Source organism: Propionibacterium australiense (genome assembly GCF_003666605.1).
GTDB lineage: Bacteria > Actinomycetota > Actinomycetes > Propionibacteriales > Propionibacteriaceae > Propionibacterium > Propionibacterium australiense.
In genome coordinates this window covers 385,458-407,155 of sequence record NZ_RCIV01000001.1, presented here as the reverse complement: position 1 = coordinate 407,155, position 21,698 = coordinate 385,458, and the positions used below count along the sequence as shown (strand labels likewise).

The 21,698-nt window shown below is 69.0% G+C and carries 19 protein-coding genes; all 19 read left to right on the top strand.

Going from position 1 to position 21,698, the window contains the following annotated elements; all coding sequences use genetic code 11:
- Position 1: 1 nt before the first annotated feature.
- The 19 genes from D9T14_RS01895 (at position 2) to D9T14_RS01805 (ending at position 21,695) form a co-directional block, all read left to right on the top strand.
- Positions 2-559: a NuoB/complex I 20 kDa subunit family protein gene (locus D9T14_RS01895; protein WP_119160937.1), complete on the top strand. Its 558-nt coding sequence runs from the start codon at positions 2-4 to the stop codon at positions 557-559.
- A 20-nt stretch (positions 560-579) separates the two neighbouring features.
- A complete protein-coding gene (locus D9T14_RS01890) occupies positions 580-1,308 on the top strand; it encodes an NADH-quinone oxidoreductase subunit C (RefSeq protein WP_232012556.1) in 729 nt (242 codons plus the stop codon).
- On the top strand, positions 1,305-2,663 hold the full coding sequence (locus D9T14_RS01885) for an NADH-quinone oxidoreductase subunit D (RefSeq protein WP_119160939.1): 1,359 nt from the start codon (positions 1,305-1,307) through the stop codon (positions 2,661-2,663). Before D9T14_RS01890 ends, D9T14_RS01885 begins: the two co-directional genes overlap by 4 nt.
- Before the next feature lie 58 nt (positions 2,664-2,721).
- The gene (gene nuoE, locus D9T14_RS01880) at positions 2,722-3,453 is read left to right on the top strand and encodes an NADH-quinone oxidoreductase subunit NuoE (protein ID WP_119160940.1); all 732 of its coding nucleotides are present in this window, start codon (positions 2,722-2,724) and stop codon (positions 3,451-3,453) included.
- Positions 3,453-4,805: an NADH-quinone oxidoreductase subunit NuoF gene (nuoF, locus tag D9T14_RS01875; RefSeq protein ID WP_119160941.1), complete on the top strand. Its 1,353-nt coding sequence runs from the start codon at positions 3,453-3,455 to the stop codon at positions 4,803-4,805. The genes nuoE and nuoF overlap by 1 nt, the downstream gene beginning before the upstream one ends.
- Positions 4,802-7,240 carry an NADH-quinone oxidoreductase subunit G gene (locus D9T14_RS01870; protein WP_119160942.1) on the top strand — a complete coding sequence of 813 codons (2,439 nt, stop codon included), beginning with the start codon at positions 4,802-4,804 and terminating at the stop codon, positions 7,238-7,240. Before nuoF ends, D9T14_RS01870 begins: the two co-directional genes overlap by 4 nt.
- Complete coding sequence (gene nuoH, locus D9T14_RS01865; RefSeq protein WP_119160943.1) at positions 7,237-8,589, top strand: NADH-quinone oxidoreductase subunit NuoH; 1,353 nt, start codon at positions 7,237-7,239, stop codon at positions 8,587-8,589. Before D9T14_RS01870 ends, nuoH begins: the two co-directional genes overlap by 4 nt.
- Before the next feature lies 1 nt (position 8,590).
- On the top strand, positions 8,591-9,190 hold the full coding sequence (gene nuoI, locus D9T14_RS01860; protein ID WP_119160944.1) for an NADH-quinone oxidoreductase subunit NuoI: 600 nt from the start codon (positions 8,591-8,593) through the stop codon (positions 9,188-9,190).
- Complete coding sequence (locus D9T14_RS01855) at positions 9,190-10,104, top strand: NADH-quinone oxidoreductase subunit J (protein WP_119161128.1); 915 nt, start codon at positions 9,190-9,192, stop codon at positions 10,102-10,104. Before nuoI ends, D9T14_RS01855 begins: the two co-directional genes overlap by 1 nt.
- Positions 10,104-10,403 carry an NADH-quinone oxidoreductase subunit NuoK gene (gene nuoK / locus D9T14_RS01850; RefSeq protein WP_119160945.1) on the top strand — a complete coding sequence of 100 codons (300 nt, stop codon included), beginning with the start codon at positions 10,104-10,106 and terminating at the stop codon, positions 10,401-10,403. Before D9T14_RS01855 ends, nuoK begins: the two co-directional genes overlap by 1 nt.
- Before the next feature lie 37 nt (positions 10,404-10,440).
- Positions 10,441-12,321, top strand: a complete 1,881-nt coding sequence (gene nuoL / locus D9T14_RS01845; protein ID WP_232012325.1) for an NADH-quinone oxidoreductase subunit L — start codon at positions 10,441-10,443, stop codon at positions 12,319-12,321.
- Between the two features lie 13 nt (positions 12,322-12,334).
- The gene (locus D9T14_RS01840; protein ID WP_119160947.1) at positions 12,335-13,894 is read left to right on the top strand and encodes an NADH-quinone oxidoreductase subunit M; all 1,560 of its coding nucleotides are present in this window, start codon (positions 12,335-12,337) and stop codon (positions 13,892-13,894) included.
- 3 nt (positions 13,895-13,897) lie between these two features.
- Positions 13,898-15,451: an NADH-quinone oxidoreductase subunit NuoN gene (nuoN, locus tag D9T14_RS01835; RefSeq protein ID WP_119160948.1), complete on the top strand. Its 1,554-nt coding sequence runs from the start codon at positions 13,898-13,900 to the stop codon at positions 15,449-15,451.
- 12 nt (positions 15,452-15,463) lie between these two features.
- On the top strand, positions 15,464-16,441 hold the full coding sequence (locus D9T14_RS01830) for a polyprenyl synthetase family protein (protein ID WP_119160949.1): 978 nt from the start codon (positions 15,464-15,466) through the stop codon (positions 16,439-16,441).
- Between the two features lie 150 nt (positions 16,442-16,591).
- A complete protein-coding gene (locus D9T14_RS01825) occupies positions 16,592-17,248 on the top strand; it encodes a GntR family transcriptional regulator (RefSeq protein WP_119160950.1) in 657 nt (218 codons plus the stop codon).
- A gap of 205 nt (positions 17,249-17,453) precedes the next feature.
- A complete protein-coding gene (locus D9T14_RS01820; protein ID WP_119160951.1) occupies positions 17,454-18,227 on the top strand; it encodes an SDR family NAD(P)-dependent oxidoreductase in 774 nt (257 codons plus the stop codon).
- Between the two features lie 24 nt (positions 18,228-18,251).
- On the top strand, positions 18,252-19,115 hold the full coding sequence (locus D9T14_RS01815) for a transketolase (protein ID WP_119160952.1): 864 nt from the start codon (positions 18,252-18,254) through the stop codon (positions 19,113-19,115).
- Complete coding sequence (locus tag D9T14_RS01810; protein ID WP_119160953.1) at positions 19,112-20,095, top strand: transketolase family protein; 984 nt, start codon at positions 19,112-19,114, stop codon at positions 20,093-20,095. The genes D9T14_RS01815 and D9T14_RS01810 overlap by 4 nt, the downstream gene beginning before the upstream one ends.
- A gap of 205 nt (positions 20,096-20,300) precedes the next feature.
- Positions 20,301-21,695: an MFS transporter gene (locus D9T14_RS01805; protein ID WP_232012323.1), complete on the top strand. Its 1,395-nt coding sequence runs from the start codon at positions 20,301-20,303 to the stop codon at positions 21,693-21,695.
- Positions 21,696-21,698 lie beyond the last annotated feature (3 nt).

Sequence of the window (21,698 nt, the reverse complement as noted above, 5' to 3'; positions counted from 1 at the left end):
CATGGGTATCGAGGAGAAGATTCCGTCCGGCATCTTCCTGACCACGCTCGAGGCCATCGCCGGATGGACCCGCAAGACCTCGTTCTGGCCACTGACGATGGGCCTGGCCTGCTGCGCGATCGAGATGATCAGCTACGGCGGCCCGCGCGCCGACGCCGGCCGGTGGGGCCAGGAGGTCTTCCGCGCCAGTCCGCGCCAGGCCGATCTGATGATCGTCTCGGGCCGGGTCAGCCAGAAGATGGCCCCGGTCGTGCGTCAGCTGTGGGACCAGATGCCGGGCCCGAAGTGGTGCATCGCCATGGGCGCCTGCGCCTCCAGCGGCGGCATCTTCAACAACTACGCGGTCGTCCAGGGCGTCGACCACATCGTGCCCGTCGACATGTACATCCCCGGCTGTCCGCCCAGACCCGACATGCTCATCGACGCGGTCTTCAAGCTGCGCGCCCGGGAGGTCATGCACGCCCAGATCGGCGCGGACCGGGTCGCGGAGATCGCCGAGAAGGAGAAGGCCGCGCTCGAGGCGCCGGCCACCATCGAGCAGAAGGGGCTCATGCGATGAGCGAGAACGACGCCACCCCGATGCGTCCCGAACGCGGCGAGGAGTCCCTCGAGTTCCCGTACCTGGCACAGCTGTTCGCGCCGGGCTCCGACCCGGCCGTCCACGATCAGATCGTCGCCCGCCGTACCGGCATGTGGGGCTCCGGCACGGGATCCGGTGACACCTCGGGGTTCAACGGCCTGGAGCGCACCACCGCCCTGGCCGGCATCACGACCCCGCCGTTCGGGGGCTGGTTCGACCAGGTCGCCGACCGGATGGCCGAACTCGTCCCCGGGTTCGCCACCCACGTCATGGTGCACCGCGGGGAGATCACCTTCTTCGTGCTGCCGGGCAGGCTCGTCGAGCTCTGCCGGGCGCTGCGCGACGACGAGGACCTGCGCTTCGAGGTGTGCCCGTCGGTCTCGGGCGTGCACTACCCGGAGCAGGCCGGACGCGAGCTGCACGTGGTCTACCACCTGCTGTCGTACACCTACAACCGCCGTATCCGCCTCGAGGTCGAGTTGCCGGACTCCGCCCCGCACGTGCCCTCGGTCGTGCCGGTCTACCCGCACGCCAACTACCACGAACGGGAGACCTGGGACATGTTCGGCGTCGTCTTCGACCAGCACCCGGGCCTGACACGGATCCTCATGCCCGACGACTGGGTGGGCCACCCCCAGCGCAAGGACTATCCGCTGGGAGGCATCCCGGTCGAGTTCAAGGGAGCCGTCGTGGCGCCCCCGAGCGAGCGCAGGAGTTACAACCAATGAGCCAGACCGAGAACCGCAACGGCTCCGGCGATCTCTTCGCCGAACCCGGCGATGAGCGCGTCGACGCCGCCTACCTGTCCAACGGTGCCGACTGGGACCAGATCGTCCAGGCCCAGCGCGAGAGCAATGACGAGACGATCGTCGTCAACGTCGGACCCCAGCACCCCAGTACCCATGGGGTCATGCGACTGGTGATGGAACTGGACGGCGAGACGGTCCTGTCCGTCCGCCCGAGCATCGGCTTCCTGCACACCGGTATCGAGAAGAACATGGAGTACCGCTCCTGGACGCAGGGCTCGGCCTTCGCCACCAGGTGCAACTACGTGGCCGGCATCTTCAACGAGGGCGCCTACTCGCTGGCCGTCGAGAGACTGCTGGGCATCACCGATGACATGCCGCGCCGCGCCAGCCAGCTGCGCGTCCTCATGATGGAGGCCAACCGCATCGCCTCCCACCTGACCGGGGTGGGCGCCGGCGGCCTCGAACTGGGCGCCACCAGCGTGCAGGAGGTTTGCCTGCGAGAACGCGAACGCGTCCTGGACTTCACCGAGGCCGTCACCGGCCTGCGCATGAACAACGCCTACATCCGCCCCGGCGGGGTGCAGAACGACCTGCCCGACGACGGGCTCGACCTGCTCGACGAGCTGCTGCGCCAGCTGAAGAAGAATCTGCCGGAGATCGGCCAGTTCACCCTCCAGAACCCGATCTTCATGAACCGCATGCAGAACGTGGCCCACATGGACCTGAGCCAGTGCATGATGCTCAACGCCTCCGGCCCGGTCCTGCGGGCCACCGGCTACCCCTGGGACCTGCGCAAGACCCAGCCGTACTGCGGCTACGAGAACTACGAGTTCGAGGTGTGCACCGCCACGAGCATGGACGCCTACGGGCGCTGGGTGATCCGCCTGAACGAGATGGACCAGTCGGTCCGCATCCTGGAGCAGGTGCGCGACGAGCTGGCCGCCTCCAAGGGCGAGCCCTACCGCATCGAGGACGCCGAACTGCGCTGGCCGTCCGAGCTGACCGTGGCCTCCGACGGCCAGGGCAACTCCAACGAGCACGTGAAGCACATCATGGGCGAGTCCATGGAGGGCCTCATCCACCACTTCAAGATCGTCTCGCAGGGCTTCCACGTGCCGGCCGGTCAGGCCTATGTGCCGGTCGAGGCGCCGGCCGGCGAGCTGGGCTTCCACCTGGTCTCGGACGGGGGCACCCGGCCCTACCGCGCCCACCTGCGCGACCCCGGCTTCAACCACGTGCAGTCGGTCCCGATCATGTCCGAGGGCGGCATGCTCTCGGACGCGATCATGGGCATCGCCTCACTCGACCCCGTGATGGGCGGTGTCGACCGATGACCAGGCTGCAGACCCACCACAGGACACCCGACGCGATGACGAGAGGCAGTGACGTGGCATGAGTGATCACGAGTTCATGTCCCACTTCGACGATGCCGTGCGCATCGACGCCGACGAGGAGCCCACGAACATCGACGAGACGACTCTCGCCGAGATGCGCGAGCTGGCCGGACGCTACCCCGACTCCCGCTCCGCGCTGCTGCCGATGCTGCACCTGGTGCAGTCGGTCGACGGACGCGTCTCCGACGCCGGGGTGCGCGCCTGCGCCGAGGTCCTGGGCATCAGCACCGCCCAGGTCAACGGGGTGGCCACCTTCTACACCATGTACAAGCGCCGCCCGGCCGGCAAGCAGCACATCGGCGTGTGCACCACAGCCCTGTGCGCGGTGCTCGGCGGTGACATCCTGCTCGACCACGTCGAGAAGAAGCTCGGCATCAGCGACGGGGAGACGACGCCGGACGGCATGTTCAGCCTCGAACGGCTCGAGTGCAATGCCGCCTGCGATTTCGCGCCCGTCATGATGGTCAACTGGGAGTTCATGGACAACATGACCCCCGACAAGGCCGATCGGCTGCTCGATGACCTGGCGGAGGGCAGGCAGGTCCGTTCCACGCGGGGCGCGACGATCACGAGCTGGCGCGAGGCCGAACGCGTCCTCGCCGGCTTCGACGACGGCCGGGCCGATGAGGGGCCGAGCGCGGGCGAGCCCAGCCTGCGTGGTCTGAAGTACGCCCGGGAGCACGGCTGGACGGCGCCGGGCGAACCGGCGCCCGAGGAGCAGGAGGCGTGATGGTCGACAAGCTGACTCCCATCGTCACGGCCCACTGGGGTGAGGAAGGGTCCTGGCGGCTGGAGAACTACGTGAGCCACGGCGGCTACGGGGCCGCCCGCAAGGCGCTCACCACGATGAGCTCGCCCGACGTCATCTCCCTGGTCAAGGACGCGGGCCTGCGCGGCCGCGGCGGCGCGGGCTTCCCGACCGGCATGAAGTGGTCGTTCATCCCGCAGGACAACCCGAACCCGAAGTACCTCGTGGTCAACTGCGACGAGTCCGAGCCCGGCACCTGCAAGGACATGCCGATGCTCATGGCCACCCCGCACACCCTCATCGAGGGCATCATCATCGCCTGCTACGCGGTCAACGCCCACCACGCCTTCGTCTACGTGCGCGGTGAGGTGCTGCACGTCATCCGCCGGCTGCGCAGGGCCGTCGCCGAGGCCTACGAGGCCGGATACCTCGGCGAGGACCTGTTCGGAACCGGCTACGGCCTGGACGTCATCGTCCACGCCGGCGCCGGCGCCTACATCTGCGGCGAGGAGACGGCCCTGCTCGACTCGCTCGAGGGACGCCGCGGCCAGCCCCGGCTGCGTCCGCCGTTCCCCGCCGTCGCGGGCCTGTACGCCTGCCCGACGGTGGTCAACAACGCCGAGTCCATCGCCTCGGTCCCGGCGATCGTCGAGCACGGTGCGGCCTGGTACCAGCAGATGGGTACCGAGCGCTCCAAGGGCGCCATGCTGTACTCGGTCAGCGGGCACGTGCGCCGTCCCGGCCAGTTCGAGGCCCCGCTCGGCATCACGATGCGCGAACTCCTCGAGATGGCCGGCGGCGTCCGCGAGGGCCACGAGCTGAAGTTCTTCACCCCGGGCGGCTCCTCCACCCCGATCTTCACGCCCGAGCACCTCGACGTGCCCCTCGACTACGAGTCGGTCTCCGCGGCCGGCTCGATCCTGGGCACCAAGGCCCTGCAGTGCTTCGACGACACCGTCTCGGTCGTCCGCACGGCGCTGCGCTGGACCGAGTTCTACAAGCACGAGAGCTGCGGCAAGTGCACGCCGTGCCGCGAGGGCAGCTGGTGGCTCGTCCAGACGCTGCGCAACATCGAGGCCGGCAAGGGCTCCCCGGGCGACGTCGACAAGATGCTCGACGTCTGCGACAACGTCACGATGAAGAGCTTCTGCACCCTCGCCGATGGCTTCGTCGCCTGCATCACCAGTGCCGTCAGGCACTTCCGCGACGAGTTCGAGGCCGGCTGCAACGGCACGCCTGCCTGGGAGCTGTTCCCCTACGAGGCCAGCGCACTGTTCGCCGCGCCCCGTGAACTGGCCACCGTCACGTCCACCACCGAAGGGGGTGCGGAATGAGCACCGACGTCTCCGCGAAGCCGGACACGGTCACCTTCACCATCGACGGGACCGAGGTCGAGGTGCCCAAGGGCACGCTCGTCATCAGGGCCGCCGAGAAGATCGGCCTGGAGATCCCGCGGTTCTGCGATCATCCGCTGCTCGACCCCGTCGCGGCCTGCCGGGCCTGCCTCGTCGAGGTTCCCGACGCCGGGAACGGGCGCCCGATGAAACCGCAGCCGGCCTGCGCGCTCACCGCGATGCCCGGCATGAGGATCGAGACCGCCGAGTCCAACGACAAGGTGGCCAAGCACCAGGAGGGCATGCTCGAGTTCCTCCTCATCAACCACCCGCTCGACTGCCCGATCTGCGACAAGGGCGGCGAGTGCCCGCTGCAGAACCAGACGATGAGCCACGGGCCGGGCGAGTCGCGCTACGAGGGCGTCAAGCGCACCTACGCCAAGCCCATCCACATCAGCGCCGAGCTGCTGCTCGACCGGGACCGGTGCGTGCTGTGCCAGCGCTGCACCCGGTTCAGCAACCAGATCAGCGGCGATGACTTCATCAGCCTCGCCGAGCGCGGCGCGTTGAGCCAGATCAGCAGCTACGAGGACCAGCCGTACAACTCGTACTTCGCCGGCAACATCGTCCAGATCTGCCCGGTCGGCGCCCTGACCAGTGCCGACTACCGCTTCCAGGCGCGCCCCTTCGATCTGGTGAGCACGACGACGAGCTGCGAGAACTGCGCCGCCGGCTGCGAGCTGCGGGTCGACCACCGGCACTACGCGGTGCGCCGCCGCCTGGCCGGCGACGACCCGGCGGTGAACGAGGAGTGGAACTGCGACAAGGGCCGCTTCGGCTACCGCTCCGGCCAGGACGGGCGCCGGCTGACGAGCCCGCTCGTGCGCCGGGACGGACGTCTCGTGCCGGCCGGCTGGCACGAGGCCATCGACGCCGCGGTCACCGGGCTGACGGCAGCCGGCCAGGCGGTCGGTGTGCTGCCCGGCGGGCGGCTGACGCTCGAGAACGCCTACGCCTGGTCCCGTTTCGCCCGTGCCGTGCTCGGCACCGACGACATCGACTTCCGCTCGCGCCCCGCCAGCGACGAGGAGGCCTGCTTCCTGGCCGCCCACGTCGCCGGCCGCCGGCTCGCCGAGTCGGTCACCTACGCCGACCTGGAGAACGCCCGGCGCGTCGTCCTGGTGGCCTTCGAGCCCGAGGACGAGTCCCCGATCGTCTTCCTGCGCCTGCGCAAGGCGTGGCGCAAGCGGGGACTCGAGGTCGTCGCGCTGGCCCCGTTCAGCACCCGCGGCTCGCGCAAGATGGGCGCCCGCCTGCTGCCCACCGCCCCCGGCCAGGAGGCGGCCCGGCTCGCCCGGCTGGCCGCCGACGGCGGCCTCGACGAGAACACGATCATCCTCGTCGGCGAGCGTGCGGCGGCCAGCCCCGGTGCGCTGAGCGCTGTCGTCGCCCAGGCCACCGCTCACGGCGCCCGCTTCGCCTGGATCCCGCGCCGCGCCGGTGAGCTCGCCGCCCTCGAGGCGGGCGCCCTGCCGGGGCTGCTGCCGGGCGGGCGCACGAGCGCCGACCCGGCCGCCCGGGCCGAGCTGGCCGCTGCCTGGGGCGTCGAGTCCCTGCCCGCCGGGCCGGGCCGGGACGTCCGGCGCATCATCGAGGCGGTGGCCTCCGGCGAGCTGAAGGCCCTCGTCACCGGCGGTCTCCAGGCAGAGGACCTCGCCGACCCGAAGGCCTTCGAGGACGCCCTGGGATCGGCTGGTTTCGTCCTGAGCCTGGAGCAGCGTCCCAGCGACGTCACCGAGCACGCGGACGTCGTCCTGCCCGTGGCCCTCCTGGAGGAGCAGGCCGGCACGTTCGTCAACTGGGAGCACCGGACCCGCCCGGTCGCGCTCATCAACGCCGCGCATCAGGCGCCGATGACCGACGTGCGGGTCCTCGCCGCCCTGGCCGATGCCCTCGGCGCCGATCTGGGGGTGCGCAGCCCCGCCCAGGCCGGTGCCGAGCTCGCCGGGCTGGGCGACTGGACGGGCACGCGAGCCGGCTTCGAGCCCCGTCCGGCCCCGGCCGGGCCGGACGACGACGGCCAGGGCATGGTCCTGGCGAGCTGGCGGCTGCTCATGGACAACTCGGCTGCCCTCGACGGCGCCGACTTCGCCCGCGCCGCCACCGAACCGCTGTCCATCGCCCTGTCCCCGGCCGACGCCGAGGCCCTGGGCGTCGACGCCGGCACCCCGGTGCGCATCAGCGGGCCGGCCGGTTCGCTGCAGCTACCGGTCCGCATCGAATCCGACATGATGCCCGGCGTCGTCTGGGCACCGTTCAACTCCGTGGAACCGCTGAGTGCCCTGCTCGGCGCCCGGCCCGCAGACCGAGTCCGGGTCGAGGCGGCGCGCAGCACCCAGCCCTCGCAGACCGCCGATCAGGGAGGTGCGGCGTGAACCCGCTCGAGAGCGCCATCTTCGGCCCCGACCCTTGGTGGTTGGTCCTCATCAAGGTCGTCGGCGTCTTCGTCATCCTGCTGCTGTGGACCATCTTCAACGTGTGGTTCGAACGACGTGTCCTCGGTCGCATGCAGAATCGCAAGGGCCCGATCATGAACGGTCCCCTCGGCCTGCCGCAGGCCATGGGCGATGGCGTGAAACTCCTCCTCAAGGAGGACTTCCGCCCGGCGCGCACCGACCGGATCGTCTTCGCGCTGGCCCCGATGCTCATCGCGATCGCGGCCTTCAGCTCGTGGGCCGTCATCCCGCTCGGCGGCGAGGTGCGCATGTTCGGCCACACGACCCGCCTGCAGGTCTCCGACCTGCCGGTCTCGGTCCTGCTCGTGCTGGCCATCGCCTCGGTCGGCATCTACGGTGTCGTCCTGGCCGGCTGGGCCTCCAACGGCACGTACTCGTTCCTCGGCTCGATGCGCGCCACGGCCCAGCTCATCAGCTACGAGGTGTGCATGGGCCTGTCGCTCGTGACGGTCTTCATGTTCGCCGGCTCGATGAGCACCAGCCAGATCGTCGAGGCCCAGATGCAGAACATGAACCTCTTCGGGCTGCAGACCTTCTTCCCGACGCACTACTGGCTGCCCCTGCTGCCGAGCTTCTGCATCTACATCGTGTCGATCTTCGGTGAGACGAACCGCCTGCCCTTCGACCTGTCGGAGTGCGAGTCGGAGATCGTCTCCGGGCACATCACCGACTACTCGGGTTTCCGCTACGCCATGTTCTTCCTGGCCGAGTACATCAACGTCGCCACCGTCTCCGGGGTGTGCACCACGCTCTTCCTCGGCGGCTACGGGGCCCCATGGCCGTTCTCGATGATCGACGCCGTCAACCACGGCTGGTGGGGCCTGCTGTGGTTCTTCCTCAAGGCCCAGCTCGTCATCTTCTTCTTCGTCTGGGCCAGGGCGGCGCTGCCGCGGTTCCGCTACGACCAGTTCATGAACCTCGGCTGGAAGTGGCTCATCCCGATCTCGCTGGTGTGGATCCTGGTCTTCTCCGTCCTGCGCGGTGGCGTGGTCAACGGCTGGTTCGGCTCACCGCTCATCGCGATCGTCATCGGGGTGGCCATCGTCATCCTGCTCGTCTGGACCCTGTGGCCCGCCAGGGCCGAGGCCGAACCGGACGAGGACGCCGAGACGCACTTCGACGCCTTCGCCGGCGGCTACCCGGTGCCACCGATGCCGGGCCGCCAGGCCAGGCAGTTCGCCGGCATCGTCGCCGAGTCGGATCCGCCCGGGACCCCGGCCGGATCGGACGACGACGGCTCGCGGCCTGCGGCGGGGGAGGAGAACTGACATGGGAGCCTGGTCCGGTTTCGGAATCACCTTCCGAACGATGTTCCGCAAGTCCTTCACGCAGAAGTACCCGCAGAAGGGCGCCGAGCGTGTCGTCGCCCCGCGCTTCCACGGGCGTCACCAGCTGAACCGCTGGCCCGACGGGCTCGAGAAGTGCGTCGGCTGCGAGCTGTGCGCCTGGGCCTGCCCGGCCGACGCCATCTACGTCGAGGCGGGGGAGAACACCGACGAGCAGCGCTTCAGCCCGGGTGAGCGCTACGGCAAGGTGTACCAGATCAACTATCTGCGCTGCATCCTGTGCGGCATGTGCATCGAGGCCTGCCCGACGCGCGCGCTGACGATGACCAATGAGTTCAAGCTGGCCGATCGCACCCGCGAGAGCCTCATCTACGACAAGCAGCGCCTGCTGGCGCCGCTGCTGCCCGGCATGGAGGCCCCGCCGCACGATCGCCGGCTCGGCGAGGACGAGAAGGACTACTTCCGTGGGCTGCCGCCCACCGGTCAGCTCGACGAACGCGGCGCGGCCGACGCCGTCGGCGTACGCGCCTCCAGCCGCCCCGTCGAGCAGACCACCGTTCAGCACGAGACGGGAGCCGCATGATGATCCCACTGCTCACGGCCCAGGCCGTCGTCTTCTGGGTGTTCGCCGTCCTGGCCGTGGCGGCGGCGCTGGGGCTCGTCCTCAGCCGCAAGCCGGTGCACTCGGCACTGTGCCTGGCCGCCGTCATGATCTGCCTGGCCTGCCTGTACGCCAGTCTCGACGCACCCTTCCTGTTCGTCGCCCAGATCATCGTCTACACCGGTGCGGTGATGATGCTCTTCGTCTTCACGATGATGATCATCGGCGTCGACTCGGTCGACGCGATGGTCGAGACGATCAAGGGCCAGCGCGTCGCGGCAGCCGTCGGTGCAGCCGCCCTGCTCGTGCTGCTCGTCCTGGCCGTCGGCCACGGCGTCATCACCGAGCCGGCGGGTCTTGACGAGGCGGTCGGTGAGGCGGGCAACGTCCGTTCGCTGGCCTACCTGGTCTTCGGCCGTTACGTCTTCGCCTTCGAGGCGACCGCGGCCCTGCTCATCACGGCGGCCCTCGCCGCGATGGTGCTGGCCCACGGCGAGCGGCTCCGCAAGAAGGAACGTCAGAAGGCCCGTGCCGCCCGGCGCATCCGCGAGTACGCGGAGCAGGGCGTCGACCCGGCGCCCCTTCCCAACCCCGGCGTCTACGCCCGCCACAACTCGGCCGATCACCCGGCCCTGCTTCCAGACGGCTCGATCGCCGAGGGCTCGGTCATCCCGACGCTCGCGGCGCGCGGTGTCGTGGTCGTCGACCGGGGGCGTCTCGTCGCCCCGAACATCGTCGCCGACGAGACGATCCGAGCCGTCCGGGACGAGCAGCACGGCCTGCTGCCCGGCGAGAACGAGCTGCCCAGCCCCGGCCCGGCCGTGGCGCTCGCCGCGGCCTCGGAGGCGGAGGCGCCGGAGGGCGCCGACTCAGAGGAGAACGAGGGGGACGAGTGATGAACCCGAACGCCTACATCATCCTGTCAGCCGTCCTGCTGTGCATCGGGCTGCTCGGCTTCATGGTCCGCCGCAACGCGCTCATCGCCTTCATGTCGGTGGAACTCATGCTCAACGCGGCAAATCTCGCGCTGGTGACCTTCTCCCACGTGCACGGTGGTCTGGACGGGCAGATCGCGGCCTTCTTCGTCATGGTCGTCGCGGCCGCCGAGGTGGTCGTCGGACTCGCCATCATCATCACCATCTTCCGTACCCGCCAGTCGGCCTCGGTCGACGACGAGAACCTGCTGAAGCACTGAGGGGGCAGCGGTGACTCTTCTCGAAACACTCACTCCGGTGGCAGCCACGGGTGCGCTCGGCCTCGCCTGGCTGCTCATCGCGATCCCACTCGCCGTGGCGGGCATCCTGCTCGTCGTCGGGCGGGCCGGTGACTCCTGGGGCCATCTGCTCGGTGCGGCGGCGCCGGTCGCCGCCTTCGTCATCGCCCTGACCGAGTTCGTCCAGCTGCTCGGTGCCCCGGCGGCCGACCGCGCCGTCTCGGTGCCGGTCTACACCTGGGCCGAGGTGGGTGGCCGCAGCATCGAGATCGGGCTGCTGGTCGACCCGCTGTCGATCCTCTTCGCGCTGCTCGTCACCGGCGTCGGCTCGCTCATCTTCATCTACTCGATCGGCTACATGGCCGAGGACCCGAAGCGGCGTCGCTTCTTCGCCTTCCTCAACATCTTCCTGGGCGCCATGCTCACGCTGGTGCTCGCCGACAACTACATCATGCTGTTCATCGGCTGGGAGGGCGTCGGCCTGGCCTCCTATCTGCTCATCGGCTTCTGGCAGGAACGCACCTCGGCGGCCCTGGCTGCCAAGAAGGCCTTCCTCACCAACAAGGTCGGTGACCTCGGCCTGCTGTGCGCCAGCTTCGCGATGTTCGCGCTGTTCGGCTCCGTCTCGTTCGCCGACGTCAACGCGGCCGCACCGGGCATGTCCCACGGCTGGGCCACCGCGCTCGGTCTGCTCCTGCTGCTGGCGGCCTGCGGCAAGTCCGCCCAGGTGCCGCTGCAGGTCTGGCTGCTCGACGCCATGGAGGGCCCCACTCCGGTGTCGGCCCTCATCCACGCGGCGACGATGGTCACCGCCGGCGTCTACCTGGTCGTCCGCTCCCAGGCGATCTTCACGCTGAGCGACGAGGCTGCGCTCGCCGTCGTCGTCGTCGGCCTGTGCTCCATCTTCGCCGGCGCCTGGATCGGCTGCGCCAAGGACGACATCAAGAAGGTGCTGGCCGGCTCCACGATGAGCCAGATCGGCTACATGATGCTGGCCGCGGGCCTCGGCCCGGCCGGCGTGGCCTTCGCGATCTTCCACCTGCTCACCCACGGCATGTTCAAGGCGAACATGTTCCTCGGTGCCGGCGCCGTCATGCACGGCATGGGCGACGACACCGACATGCGGCACTTCGGGGCGCTGGCCAAGGGCATGCCCTGGGTCTTCGGCACCTTCGCGATGGGCTACCTGGCCATCATCGGCTGCCCCTTCTTCGCCGGCTACTACTCGAAGGACCACATCATCAACGCCGCCTTCGGCAGGGGAGCGGTCTTCGGCTGGCTGGCCATTGCGGGCGCGGCCGTCACCGCCTTCTACATGACGCGCCTGGTGGTGATGACCTTCTTCGGCCCGTCCCGTCACCTGCCCGGCGTGCACCCGCACCGCCCCGGCCCGGTCATGGTCATCCCGCTGGTCATCCTGGCCGTCGGCTCGGTCATCGGCGGCCTCGTGCTCAACGGCTGGATCCAGGGCTGGCTGTCCGATGCCATCGGCGCCGAGGTGGAGCCCGTCCACGTCTTCGAGACGAGCGTCATCGCCTGGGTCACCCTGCTCGCCGTGGTCTGCGGTGTCGTGCTCGGCGTCCTGATCTACCGCCGTCCGATCGCCCAGGAGATGCCGGTCAGCCGCAACTTCTTCGTCAACGCCGGCCGCAACGAGCTCTACGCCAATGCGTTCAACGAGGCCGTGTTCATGCGACCCGGCCAGCGGCTGTGCGACGGTCTGGAGCTGACCGACCGTTACGTCGTGGACGGCGCCGTCAACGGCAGCGCCACCCTCGTCAAGGGCGCGTCCGGTCTGCTGCGGCTGCTGGAGAACGGATATGTCCGCACCTATGGCGCCCTGATGACCTTCGGCTCGGTCATCATCGGTGCCGTGCTGATCCTGGGCCGGCTGGCCTGAGGGAGGAAGAGAAATGACATTCCCCTGGCTCACCCTGTTGGGGCTGCTGCCGATCGCGGGTTCGATCATCGTCCTCGCTCTGCGCGGCCGTGGCGGCAAGACCGCCGCGATGGCCTTCGCCCTGGCCGAACTCGCCTGCGGCATCGCCATCCTGCCCATGGACTCCGCGGCCCTGGCCGAGCAGCACAGCTGGATCGGCACGATCGGCGCCTGGTACGCGCTGGACGCCGACGGCATGACCAAACTGCTCATCGGCCTCACCGTCGTCCTCGTGCCGGTCGTCCTGCTCGCCGAGTGGCACGTGGGCGATGCCCCGAGGAGGATGGCCGGCGCGAAGGGCCGACCGGTCGAGAAGGACGGGGTGCTGCCCCCGCGCTGGAGCACCGAGGCCTTCATGGCCCTGGCCCTGCTGCTGGAGGGCTTCACCCTCTACGTCTTCATGGCCTCCGATCTGCTGCTGTTCTACATCTTCTTCGAGGCCACCCTCATCCCGATGTACTTCCTCATCGCCGGGTGGGGCGGCACGGGCCGCACCGCTGCGGCGCTGAAGTTCCTGCTGTTCAGCCTGCTCGGCGGCCTGGTCCTGCTGCTCGGCGTCATCGGCATGTACGTGATCTCGGCCTCCGACGGCGCCCCGAGCCTGCTGACCGCCGACCTGACCGGCCTGCCGATGGCAACGGGCACCGAGCGCTGGTTGTTCGTCGCCTTCTTCATCGCCTTCGCGATCAAGGCCCCGATGGTTCCGGTGCACACCTGGCTGCCCGACACCGCCGAGCAGGCCCGCCCGGGGGCCTCCTCGCTGCTGGTGGCAACGCTCGACAAGATCGGGACCTTCGGCATGATCCGCTTCTGCCTGGCCTTCTTCCCGCAGGCCAGCGGCTGGGCGACGCCCTTCGTGCTGACCCTGGCGGTCATCTCGATCTTCTACGGCGCGCTCATGGCGATCGGCTCCCGGAATCTGCTGCGTCTGGTGGCCTTCACCTCGGTGAGCCACTTCGGGTTCATGGTGCTCGGCATCTTCGCGTTCACCACGACGTCGCTGACCGGTTCGATCTTCTACATGCTCGGTCACGGTTTCAGCGCCGCCGCCATGTTCCTGGTCGTCGGCTTCCTCGCCGACCGCCGCGGCTCGGTCCTGGTCACCGACTTCGGCGGGGCCCAGAAACTCGTTCCCGTGCTGGCGGGGGTCTTCCTGGTCTCCGGCCTGGCCACGCTCGGCCTGCCCGGTCTGGCGAACTTCGCGGGCGAGTACCTCATCATGTCCGGCGCCTGGAGCAGGCACCTGGTCTTCGTCGCGGTGGCCGTCGTCGCCACCGTTCTCGCCGCGGTCTACATCATGCTCGCCTATCAGCGGGTCTTCACCGGCCCGGTGAGCGAGGCGAGCGAGAGGCACCTGACGCACGACCTCAGCGGCCGTGAACGAGCAGTCATCGCACCGCTCATCATCCTCATGCTGTTCTTCGGCCTGGTGCCGGGGCCGGCGCTCGACATGGTCGCCCCGACCGCGCAGCAGGCAATGGTTCACGTCTCGGCCAGCGATCCCGAGCCGAGCGTCTCGAACGGGGGTAAGTGAGTCATGACAAATCCCACGATCGAGTACGGGCTCATCGCCCCGCTGCTCGTCCTGCTGGGTGGCGCCGTGTGCGCCGTGCTCGTCGAGGCCATCGTGCCCCGTGCCAGGCGCTTCACCGTCCAGTTCGGCCTGGCCCTCATCGCCCAGCTCATCGCCCTCGCCCTGGTCTGCGCGGGCTGGTCGGTCACCCCGGGCGTGGCCGTCATGGGCGGCCTGAGCATCGACGGTCCGACCCGGATCGTCTGGTCGCTGCTGCTGGTCTTCGGGATCGGCGCGAGTCTCCTGTACGGGGAACGTCGGGTCTGTGGCGGGTCGAGCGCCTTCGCCGCCCAGGCCCACACCGTGCCCGGCTCACGGGCCGAGCACGAGGCCATCGCCGCTCGTCAGGAGAACACCGAGGTCTTCATCCTGCTCGAGCTGTCGCTGTTCGGCATGCTCGTCTTCCCGGCGGCCAACGACCTGCTGACCATGTTCGTCGCCCTGGAGATCCTCTCGCTGCCGCTGTACGTCATGTGTGCCCTGGCGCGTCGCCGTCGGCTCCTGTCGCAGGAGGCCGCGCTGAAGTACTTCCTGCTGGGCGCCATGTCCAGCGCGCTGTTCCTGTTCGGCGCGGCGCTGCTGTACGGCTTCAGCGGCTCCTTCCTGTTCACCGACATCGACGCAGGCATCACGCTCGGCATCGAGTCCCAGACGCTGCTCATGGCCGGTCTCGCCCTGACCGCGGCCGGTGTCCTGTTCAAGATCGGCGCCGTGCCCTTCCACGCATGGGTGCCGGACGTCTACACCGGAGCCCCGACCCCGGTCACCGCCTTCATGGCCGTGTGCACCAAGCTGGCGGCCTTCGGCGGGCTGCTGCGGCTGCTGTTCGTCGCCCTCGGCGGCGCCCGCTGGGACTGGCAGCTGGTCCTCGCCGTCATCGCCGTCCTGACGATGCTCTTCGGCGCGGTCGTCGGCCTGGCCCAGAATGACGTCAAGCGCCTGCTGGCCTACTCCTCGATCGCCCATGCCGGGTTCATCCTGGTCGCCGTCGTCGGGGCGATGGCCGGAGACGCGCTGGGGGAGGGGCTCACCGGCTCGGTCTCGGGGGTCATGTTCTACCTGGCCGGCTACGGTCTTGCCACGATGGGGGCCTTCGCGATCCTGACGATGGTCCGCCGCAGCGGCGGCGAGGCGACCGGCTTCGACGCCTGGGCCGGTCTCGGCCGCCGCGAACCGGTGCTCGGCGCCATCATGACGCTCTTCCTGCTGTCGATGGCCGGGATCCCGCTGACCGGCGGATTCGTCGGCAAGCTGGTGGCCTTCGTCGCCGGCTGGCAGGGCGGCTACACCTGGCTCGTCGTGGTGGCGATCGTCATGTCCCTGGTCACCGCCGGCTTCTACTTCCGGTTGGTCAAGATCATGTACTTCGACAAACCGGACGCCTCCGTCGACGTCGTCAAGGCCGGGGTCCCGACCTGGGTGGTGATCGTTGTTGGGGCCGTCGGTACGCTTGTCCTTGGTCTTGCACCTGGTTCCGTGCTCGACCTTTTCACGAGCGCGGCAGGGTTCCTGCGCTGATAGGAGACGACTGTGAGCCAGGCTGAGGACGAGGCCTTCGCCGAGAGCATCGACGACCAGCTCACCGCCATCGAGCGACGGCTCGATGAGGTGGCTCTCGGGGCCGACAATCCCTTCCTGGCAGAGGCAGCCGCGCATGTGATCTCGGCCGGCGGCAAGCGTTTCCGTCCACTGCTGGTGGCCCTCACCAGCCACCTGGGACCCCGCGCGGACCCCGAGGACGTGACACGTGCGGCCGTCGTCGTCGAGCTGACCCATGTAGCCTCGCTCTATCACGACGACGTCATGGACGAGGCCGATCTGCGCCGCGGGGTGCCCAGCGCCAACGCGGCCTTCGGCAACTCCACGGCCATCATGGTCGGCGACTGGCTCTTCGCCCGTGCCTCGAGTGAGGTCACTCATCTCGGCAACGACTACGTGCGCTTGCAGGCCGACACCTTCGCCGATCTCGTCACCGGCCAGATCGGCGAGATGAAGGGCCCGCAGCCCGGCGCCGACCCCATGGAGCACTATCTTCGCGTCATCGAGGGCAAGACCGGTGCGCTGATCCGCACCTCGGCGCTGTTCGGTGCCATGGTCGCCGGCGCCGACCGGCCGGTCATCGACGCGATCGGCCGCTACGGCATGCAGATCGGCCTGGTCTTCCAGCTGTCGGACGACCTCATCGACATCGTCAGCGACGAGACCGGAAAGACGCCCGGCACCGATCTGCGCGAGGGCGTCCTCACACTGCCCACGCTCCTGCTCGCCGCCAGCGACGACCCGGCGGACCAGGATCTCATGGCTCTCATCCGCTCCTCGTCGACCGATGACGCCGATCTCGCCCGTGCCCTGGCCGCCCTGCGCGCCAACCATGTCATCGACGAGGCGCGTGCCGAGATCCGCCGCCGGGCCGATCTTGCCCGCACCGAGCTGGCCGCCGTACCGGAGGGGCCGACGCGCCGTGCTCTCGACCGGCTGTGTGACGAGGTCATCACACGCTCGGCCTGAAGCCCTGGCGCCCGGCCCGACCCGGCGGCCAGCGGGAGTGACCCAAATGCGGGAAAACTCCCACGTCATGACGTATGATCCCCCTGACCTTGAGGCGTACCGATGACTGCTCATCGGGACCCCTGACACGACCTCGAAGGATGTGCCCTCATGACCATCAGTGCCGTGCGACGCGTGAATCTGCGGACGCAGGTGCTCGACCAGCTGCGCGAGGCGATTCTCGAGGGACAGCTGGCGTCCGGGGAACATCTCAACGAGACCGATCTGGCCGCCCAGTTCTCCGTGAGCCGGGGTACCGTGCGCGAGGCCCTGCGGGCGCTCGAGGAGGCCGGCCTCGCCGAGTCGGCCTCGCGGGGCCGCCTCATCGTCCGTTCCTTCACGCCGACCGAGGTCACCGAGCTGTACGAGGTCCGTTCCTTCCTCGAGAGCGGCGCCGCGGTGCGCCTGGCCCGGAGCGCCGATCGCGAGGCCCTGTGCGACGAGCTGGCCAGGGCCCTGCCCCAGGAGAAGCTGGGGGACCTGTCCGACGCGGTCCAGCAGGACCTGGCCTTCCACCAGCGGTTGTGCGAGTTGTCGGGCAACAAGCTCCTCCTCGCGAAGTGGCTCGAGCTGCAGCAGCAGATGCGCGTCGTCATCTTCGCCGGAGCCATGCACCAGAGCGCGGTGATCCCGATCATCATCACCCGCGCGCACCACGAACCGCTCGTCCACGCCGTGCGCACCGCTGACGAGCTCGAGATCATCACCGCCTTCGCCGACCACATGCGCCGCGCCGGCTCCTTCTGGGTCTCCCAGATGGGTTCGTAGCCCTCCCTGCCGCCCCGGTTGCCGACTGCCCGGCCCGGTGCCGGTGAGCCCGAGGTACCCGGTGCCGTGGCTCGTTGCCCGAATCGGCGGGAAGAGCTGACATCCCAGCCCTTGACGTGCTCGCGGATGACTGCCTATGCTCAGTGTCAACAGTCAACAGTAAACAGTTGACTTCAATCATCACGATGAAGTGAGGAGATCCAGAATGGGACTCGGAACGGGCGTCGGCCCCAGGACCGCAGTAGTGACGGGCGCTGCTTCACCCCATGGCATCGGGTACGCAACCGCTCAGCGTTTCGCCGAGGAGGGCTGGGCCGTCGTCGTCCTCGACCTGAACGAGGAGGGCGTCAGGAGCGCTGCCGAGGCCATCGCCAAGGACACCGGCGCGCGGGTCGCCGCCTACGCGGCCGATGTCACCAACCGCGAGCAGGTCTTCGACATCGCCCAGCAGGTCGCCGCCTCCGACCTCCCCCCGGTGGGCGCCCTGGCCAACGTGGCCGGCATCCCCTCGCCGGTGCCCTTCCTCGAGGTCACCCCCGAGCTGTGGGACAAGGTCATCGCGGTCAACCTGACCGGCGTCTTCAACACCTGCCAGGCGTTCCTGCCGGCCATGATCGAGGGCGGCTACGGGCGCATCGTCAACATGAGTTCCGTCTCCGCTCAGCAGGGCGGCGGCGTCTTCAGCAAGACGCCGTACTCGGCCGCCAAGGCCGGCGTGCTCGGCCTGACCCGTTCGCTGGCCAGGGAGATGGCTCCCGAGGGCATCACCGTCAACGCCATCTGCCCGGCCGTCGTCGCCACCGACATCCGTGCCGGCAACAGCCAGGAGGACGAGGACAGGCTCACCGCGACCATCCCGATGAAGCGCCAGGGCACGGGGCGCGACATCGCCAACATGTACGTCTGGCTGTCCAGCGAGGACGCCAGCTATGTCACCGGCACGACCCAGTCGATCAACGGCGGCGCCTACATCGCGTGACGTGCGCCGGAACGAGGAGTGAACATGACAACGAACCGTGAACCGATCACGCCGGAGCGTCTCGAGGCGCTCCGCATGGCGGCCTACCGCATCCGCCGGAACTCCCTGCGCGAGGCCGCTGTGCAGGGCGAGGGCTACATCGGCCAGGCCCTGGGGCTGTCGGACGTGCTCGCCGCACTCTACGTGGACCAGGCAAGGCTCGACCCGAAGAACCCGGAGTGGGAGGGCCGTGACCGCGTGCTCGTCTCGATGGGCCACTACGGTCTGGCCATCTACGCCGCACTCGTCGAGATCGGCATGATCGACGAGGACGAGCTGGACACCTACGCCACCGACGACTCCCGACTGCCGATGTCCGCCATGGCCTCGTACACCCCCGGTGTCGAGATCTCCGGCGGCTCCCTCGGTCATGGCCTGGTGATCGCCAACGGCATCGCCCTGGGTCTGAAGCGCAAGGGCAACACCGAGAACGTCTGCTACAACGTCCTCTCCGACGGCGAACTCGACGAGGGCTCCACCTGGGAGGCCGCGCAGACCGCCAGTCACTTCAAGCTCGACAACCTGATCGCCATCGTCGACTTCAACAACCAGCAGGCGGACGGCAAGAGCCAGGAGATCATGACCACCGAGTCCATCGACGAGCGCTTCCGGGCCTTCGGCTGGGAGACCCGGCGCTGCGACGGCAATGATCTCGCCAAGGTCGTCGAGCTCCTGGAGGAGCTGCGCTACGGCGTCGACAACGACAAGCCGCGCTGCCTGATCGCCGACACCAAGCTCGCGAAGGGCGTGGACTTCCTCGAGACCCGCGAGAAGCTCCACTTCATGAGGGTCGCTCCGCAGGAGTGGGCCGTTGCACAGCAGCATCTCAAGGAGGCATACGGACTATGAGCCCCAAGAAACTCGTCTCCGGCGCGATGAGCGCCGACATCGCCCGCGAGGGCCAGCGCACCATGGCCGCCCCGCTCGGCCATGCCCTGCTCGAGATCGCCGAGAAGGACGAACGTCTCCTCGGCCTGTCGGCCGACCTGGCCAAGTACACCGACCTGCACATCTTCCGCGACGCGATGCCCGACCGCTTCTACCAGGTCGGCATGGCCGAGATGGCCCTCGTCGGCGCGGCCACCGGTCTTGCGCAGGAGGGCTTCATCCCCTTCGCCTCGACCTACTCGGTGTTCGCCACCCGCCGCGCCTACGACTTCATCTGCCTCGACATCGCCGAGCGCAACCTGAACGTCAACATGGTGTGCGCCCTGCCCGGCCTGACCACCGGCTACGGCCCGTCCCACCAGGCCACCGAAGACATCGCGATCCTGCGCGGCATGCCGAACATGACGATCGTCGATCCCTGCGACTCGATCGACATCGTCCAGGCCACCCCGCAGCTCTTCGCTCACGACGGCCCGACCTACATGCGTGTCCTGCGCGGCAAGGTCCCGGTCGTGCTCGACGAGTACGACTACGCCTTCGAGCTGGGCAAGGCCAAGGTCATCCGCCCCGGCAAGGAGGTCCTCATCGTGTCGACCGGTCTCATGACCGAGCGCGCGCTCGACGCGGCCACCGAGCTCGCCAATGACGGCATCGACGTCAGCGTGCTGCACTGCCCGACCCTCAAGCCGTTCGACGAGGAGACCGTCCTCGCCGAGATCGCTCAGGACCGCCTTGTCCTGACGGCCGAGAACCACACCGTCATCGGCGGTCTCTTCGGCGCCGTGGCCGAGGCCATGGCGAAGAAGGGCGTCACCAGGCAGATCCACCCGGTGGCGCTGCCCGACGAATTCCTCGACGCCGGTGCGTTGCCCACGCTGTACGACCGCTACGGCGTGAGCACGGCCAGGATCGTGGAGCGGACCAAGGGCCTGCTGGCCTGAGACGCCGGTCCTGAAGGACCCCGTGCGGGGAGCGGGCCGGACACGTCCCCTCCCCGCACCCGCCACGGCGGTGCCATGACGGCCCGCCCAACCGTGGCTCGTGGCCGGCCGGCAGGCCGGCCCGCCCATCGTCAGGGACAGCGCTCGTCCCCACCTTTCCCATCACGAAGGCCCGCACGCGGTCTTCCAGGACTTTTGGAGCAACATGACTACCTCACCGGAGCCGAACGCTGCGCTCCAGGCCGAGCTGGCCGAGATGGCCAAGCACGGCACGCCCGTCCACGGCACACCCGAGAAGTTCAAGGTCGCCATCGGTTCCAGCGTTGGCGCCACGGTCGAGACCTATGACTTCATCGGTTTCGGCACCGCCGCCTCGCTCTACCTCAACGACGCCTTCTTCCCGGCCGTCAGCCCGGTTCTCGGCCTGCTGGCCTCCTTCGCCACACTCGGCATCGGTTTCGCCGTCCGGCCCATCGGCGGCATCCTCGCCGGTCACCTCGGCGACCGGATCGGCCGCAAGCCGATCCTCATCGCCTCGCTGCTCCTCATGGGCGGCGCGACGGTCGCCATCGGCTGCCTGCCGACCTACGACACCGCGGGCATCCTGGCCCCGATCCTGCTGGTCATCGTCCGCATCATCCAGGGCCTGGCCTTCGGCGGCGAGTGGGGCGGCGCCATCCTCATGACCTACGAGCACGCCCCCTGGCTGCACAAGGGCTTCCTCACCGGCATCACCCAGGCCGGGTTCCCGCTCGGCCTGCTGCTGTCGACCATCGCCTTCCAGCTCTCGACCCATTTGCCCGGCACCTGGGCCTGGCGCGTGCCCTTCCTGCTCAGCGCGGTCCTCATCGCCGTCGGCATCATCATCCGGACGCACGTCTCCGAATCCCCAGAGTTCGAGGAGGTCAAGGAGGAGGGCAACATCGAGAAGAACCCGATCCTCGCCTCGCTGCGCAACGACTGGCAGAACTTCTTCAAGGCCATGGGCCTGCGCATCGCCGAGACCGCGACCTACGCCGTGGCGATCACCTACGTGCTGTCCTACGTGCGGATGCACGCGCCGCAGAACGCCGGCCGGACCCTGCCGACCCTGCTCACCGCCGCCGCGATCGGCCTGTTCGCCACGATCGGCTGGGGCACCCTGTCCGACAGGATCGGGCGCCGCGGCCTGTACATCGGCCTGTCGGTCGTCGTCATCGCCTGGGGCTTCCCGCTGTTCCGTCTGCTGCACGTGGACTCCGCGGGCGTCATGCTCGTGTGCATGATCATCAGCTACTGCGTCTGCCAGAACGGCATGGCCGGCATCCAGGGAGCCTGGTTCTCCGAGCTGTACCCGCCGGAGCGCCGTTCCGCCGGCGTCTCGCTGGCCTACCAGTTCTCCGCCGTGCTGTCGGGCTTCACGCCCTTCTTCTGCACCGCCCTGTACGAGGCCCTCGACTGGAAGGGGCCGGCCCTGCTCATCGTCATCTACGGTGTCATCGGCCTGGTCTGCGCGCTCACCACCCGTGAGACCTGGGGCAGGGAGCGTCGCGAGGCGGTGCGGAGGCACGCCGAGGAGGTCGACGCCGCCGTCGCAGCGACCAGCGGCGCCGTCAACTGAGCC

Coding starts and splice junctions, on each gene's coding strand:
- nuoF (WP_119160941.1), top strand. CDS start 3,453: ATGGTCGACAAGCTGACTCCCATCGTCACGGCCCACTGGGGTGAGGAA.
- D9T14_RS01825 (WP_119160950.1), top strand. CDS start 16,592: ATGACCATCAGTGCCGTGCGACGCGTGAATCTGCGGACGCAGGTGCTC.
- nuoI (WP_119160944.1), top strand. CDS start 8,591: ATGGGAGCCTGGTCCGGTTTCGGAATCACCTTCCGAACGATGTTCCGC.
- D9T14_RS01810 (WP_119160953.1), top strand. CDS start 19,112: ATGAGCCCCAAGAAACTCGTCTCCGGCGCGATGAGCGCCGACATCGCC.
- nuoK (WP_119160945.1), top strand. CDS start 10,104: ATGAACCCGAACGCCTACATCATCCTGTCAGCCGTCCTGCTGTGCATC.
- D9T14_RS01885 (WP_119160939.1), top strand. CDS start 1,305: ATGAGCCAGACCGAGAACCGCAACGGCTCCGGCGATCTCTTCGCCGAA.
- D9T14_RS01855 (WP_119161128.1), top strand. CDS start 9,190: ATGATCCCACTGCTCACGGCCCAGGCCGTCGTCTTCTGGGTGTTCGCC.
- nuoE (WP_119160940.1), top strand. CDS start 2,722: ATGAGTGATCACGAGTTCATGTCCCACTTCGACGATGCCGTGCGCATC.
- D9T14_RS01820 (WP_119160951.1), top strand. CDS start 17,454: ATGGGACTCGGAACGGGCGTCGGCCCCAGGACCGCAGTAGTGACGGGC.
- D9T14_RS01805 (WP_232012323.1), top strand. CDS start 20,301: ATGACTACCTCACCGGAGCCGAACGCTGCGCTCCAGGCCGAGCTGGCC.
- D9T14_RS01890 (WP_232012556.1), top strand. CDS start 580: ATGCGTCCCGAACGCGGCGAGGAGTCCCTCGAGTTCCCGTACCTGGCA.
- D9T14_RS01895 (WP_119160937.1), top strand. CDS start 2: ATGGGTATCGAGGAGAAGATTCCGTCCGGCATCTTCCTGACCACGCTC.
- nuoN (WP_119160948.1), top strand. CDS start 13,898: ATGACAAATCCCACGATCGAGTACGGGCTCATCGCCCCGCTGCTCGTC.
- D9T14_RS01840 (WP_119160947.1), top strand. CDS start 12,335: ATGACATTCCCCTGGCTCACCCTGTTGGGGCTGCTGCCGATCGCGGGT.
- D9T14_RS01815 (WP_119160952.1), top strand. CDS start 18,252: ATGACAACGAACCGTGAACCGATCACGCCGGAGCGTCTCGAGGCGCTC.
- D9T14_RS01870 (WP_119160942.1), top strand. CDS start 4,802: ATGAGCACCGACGTCTCCGCGAAGCCGGACACGGTCACCTTCACCATC.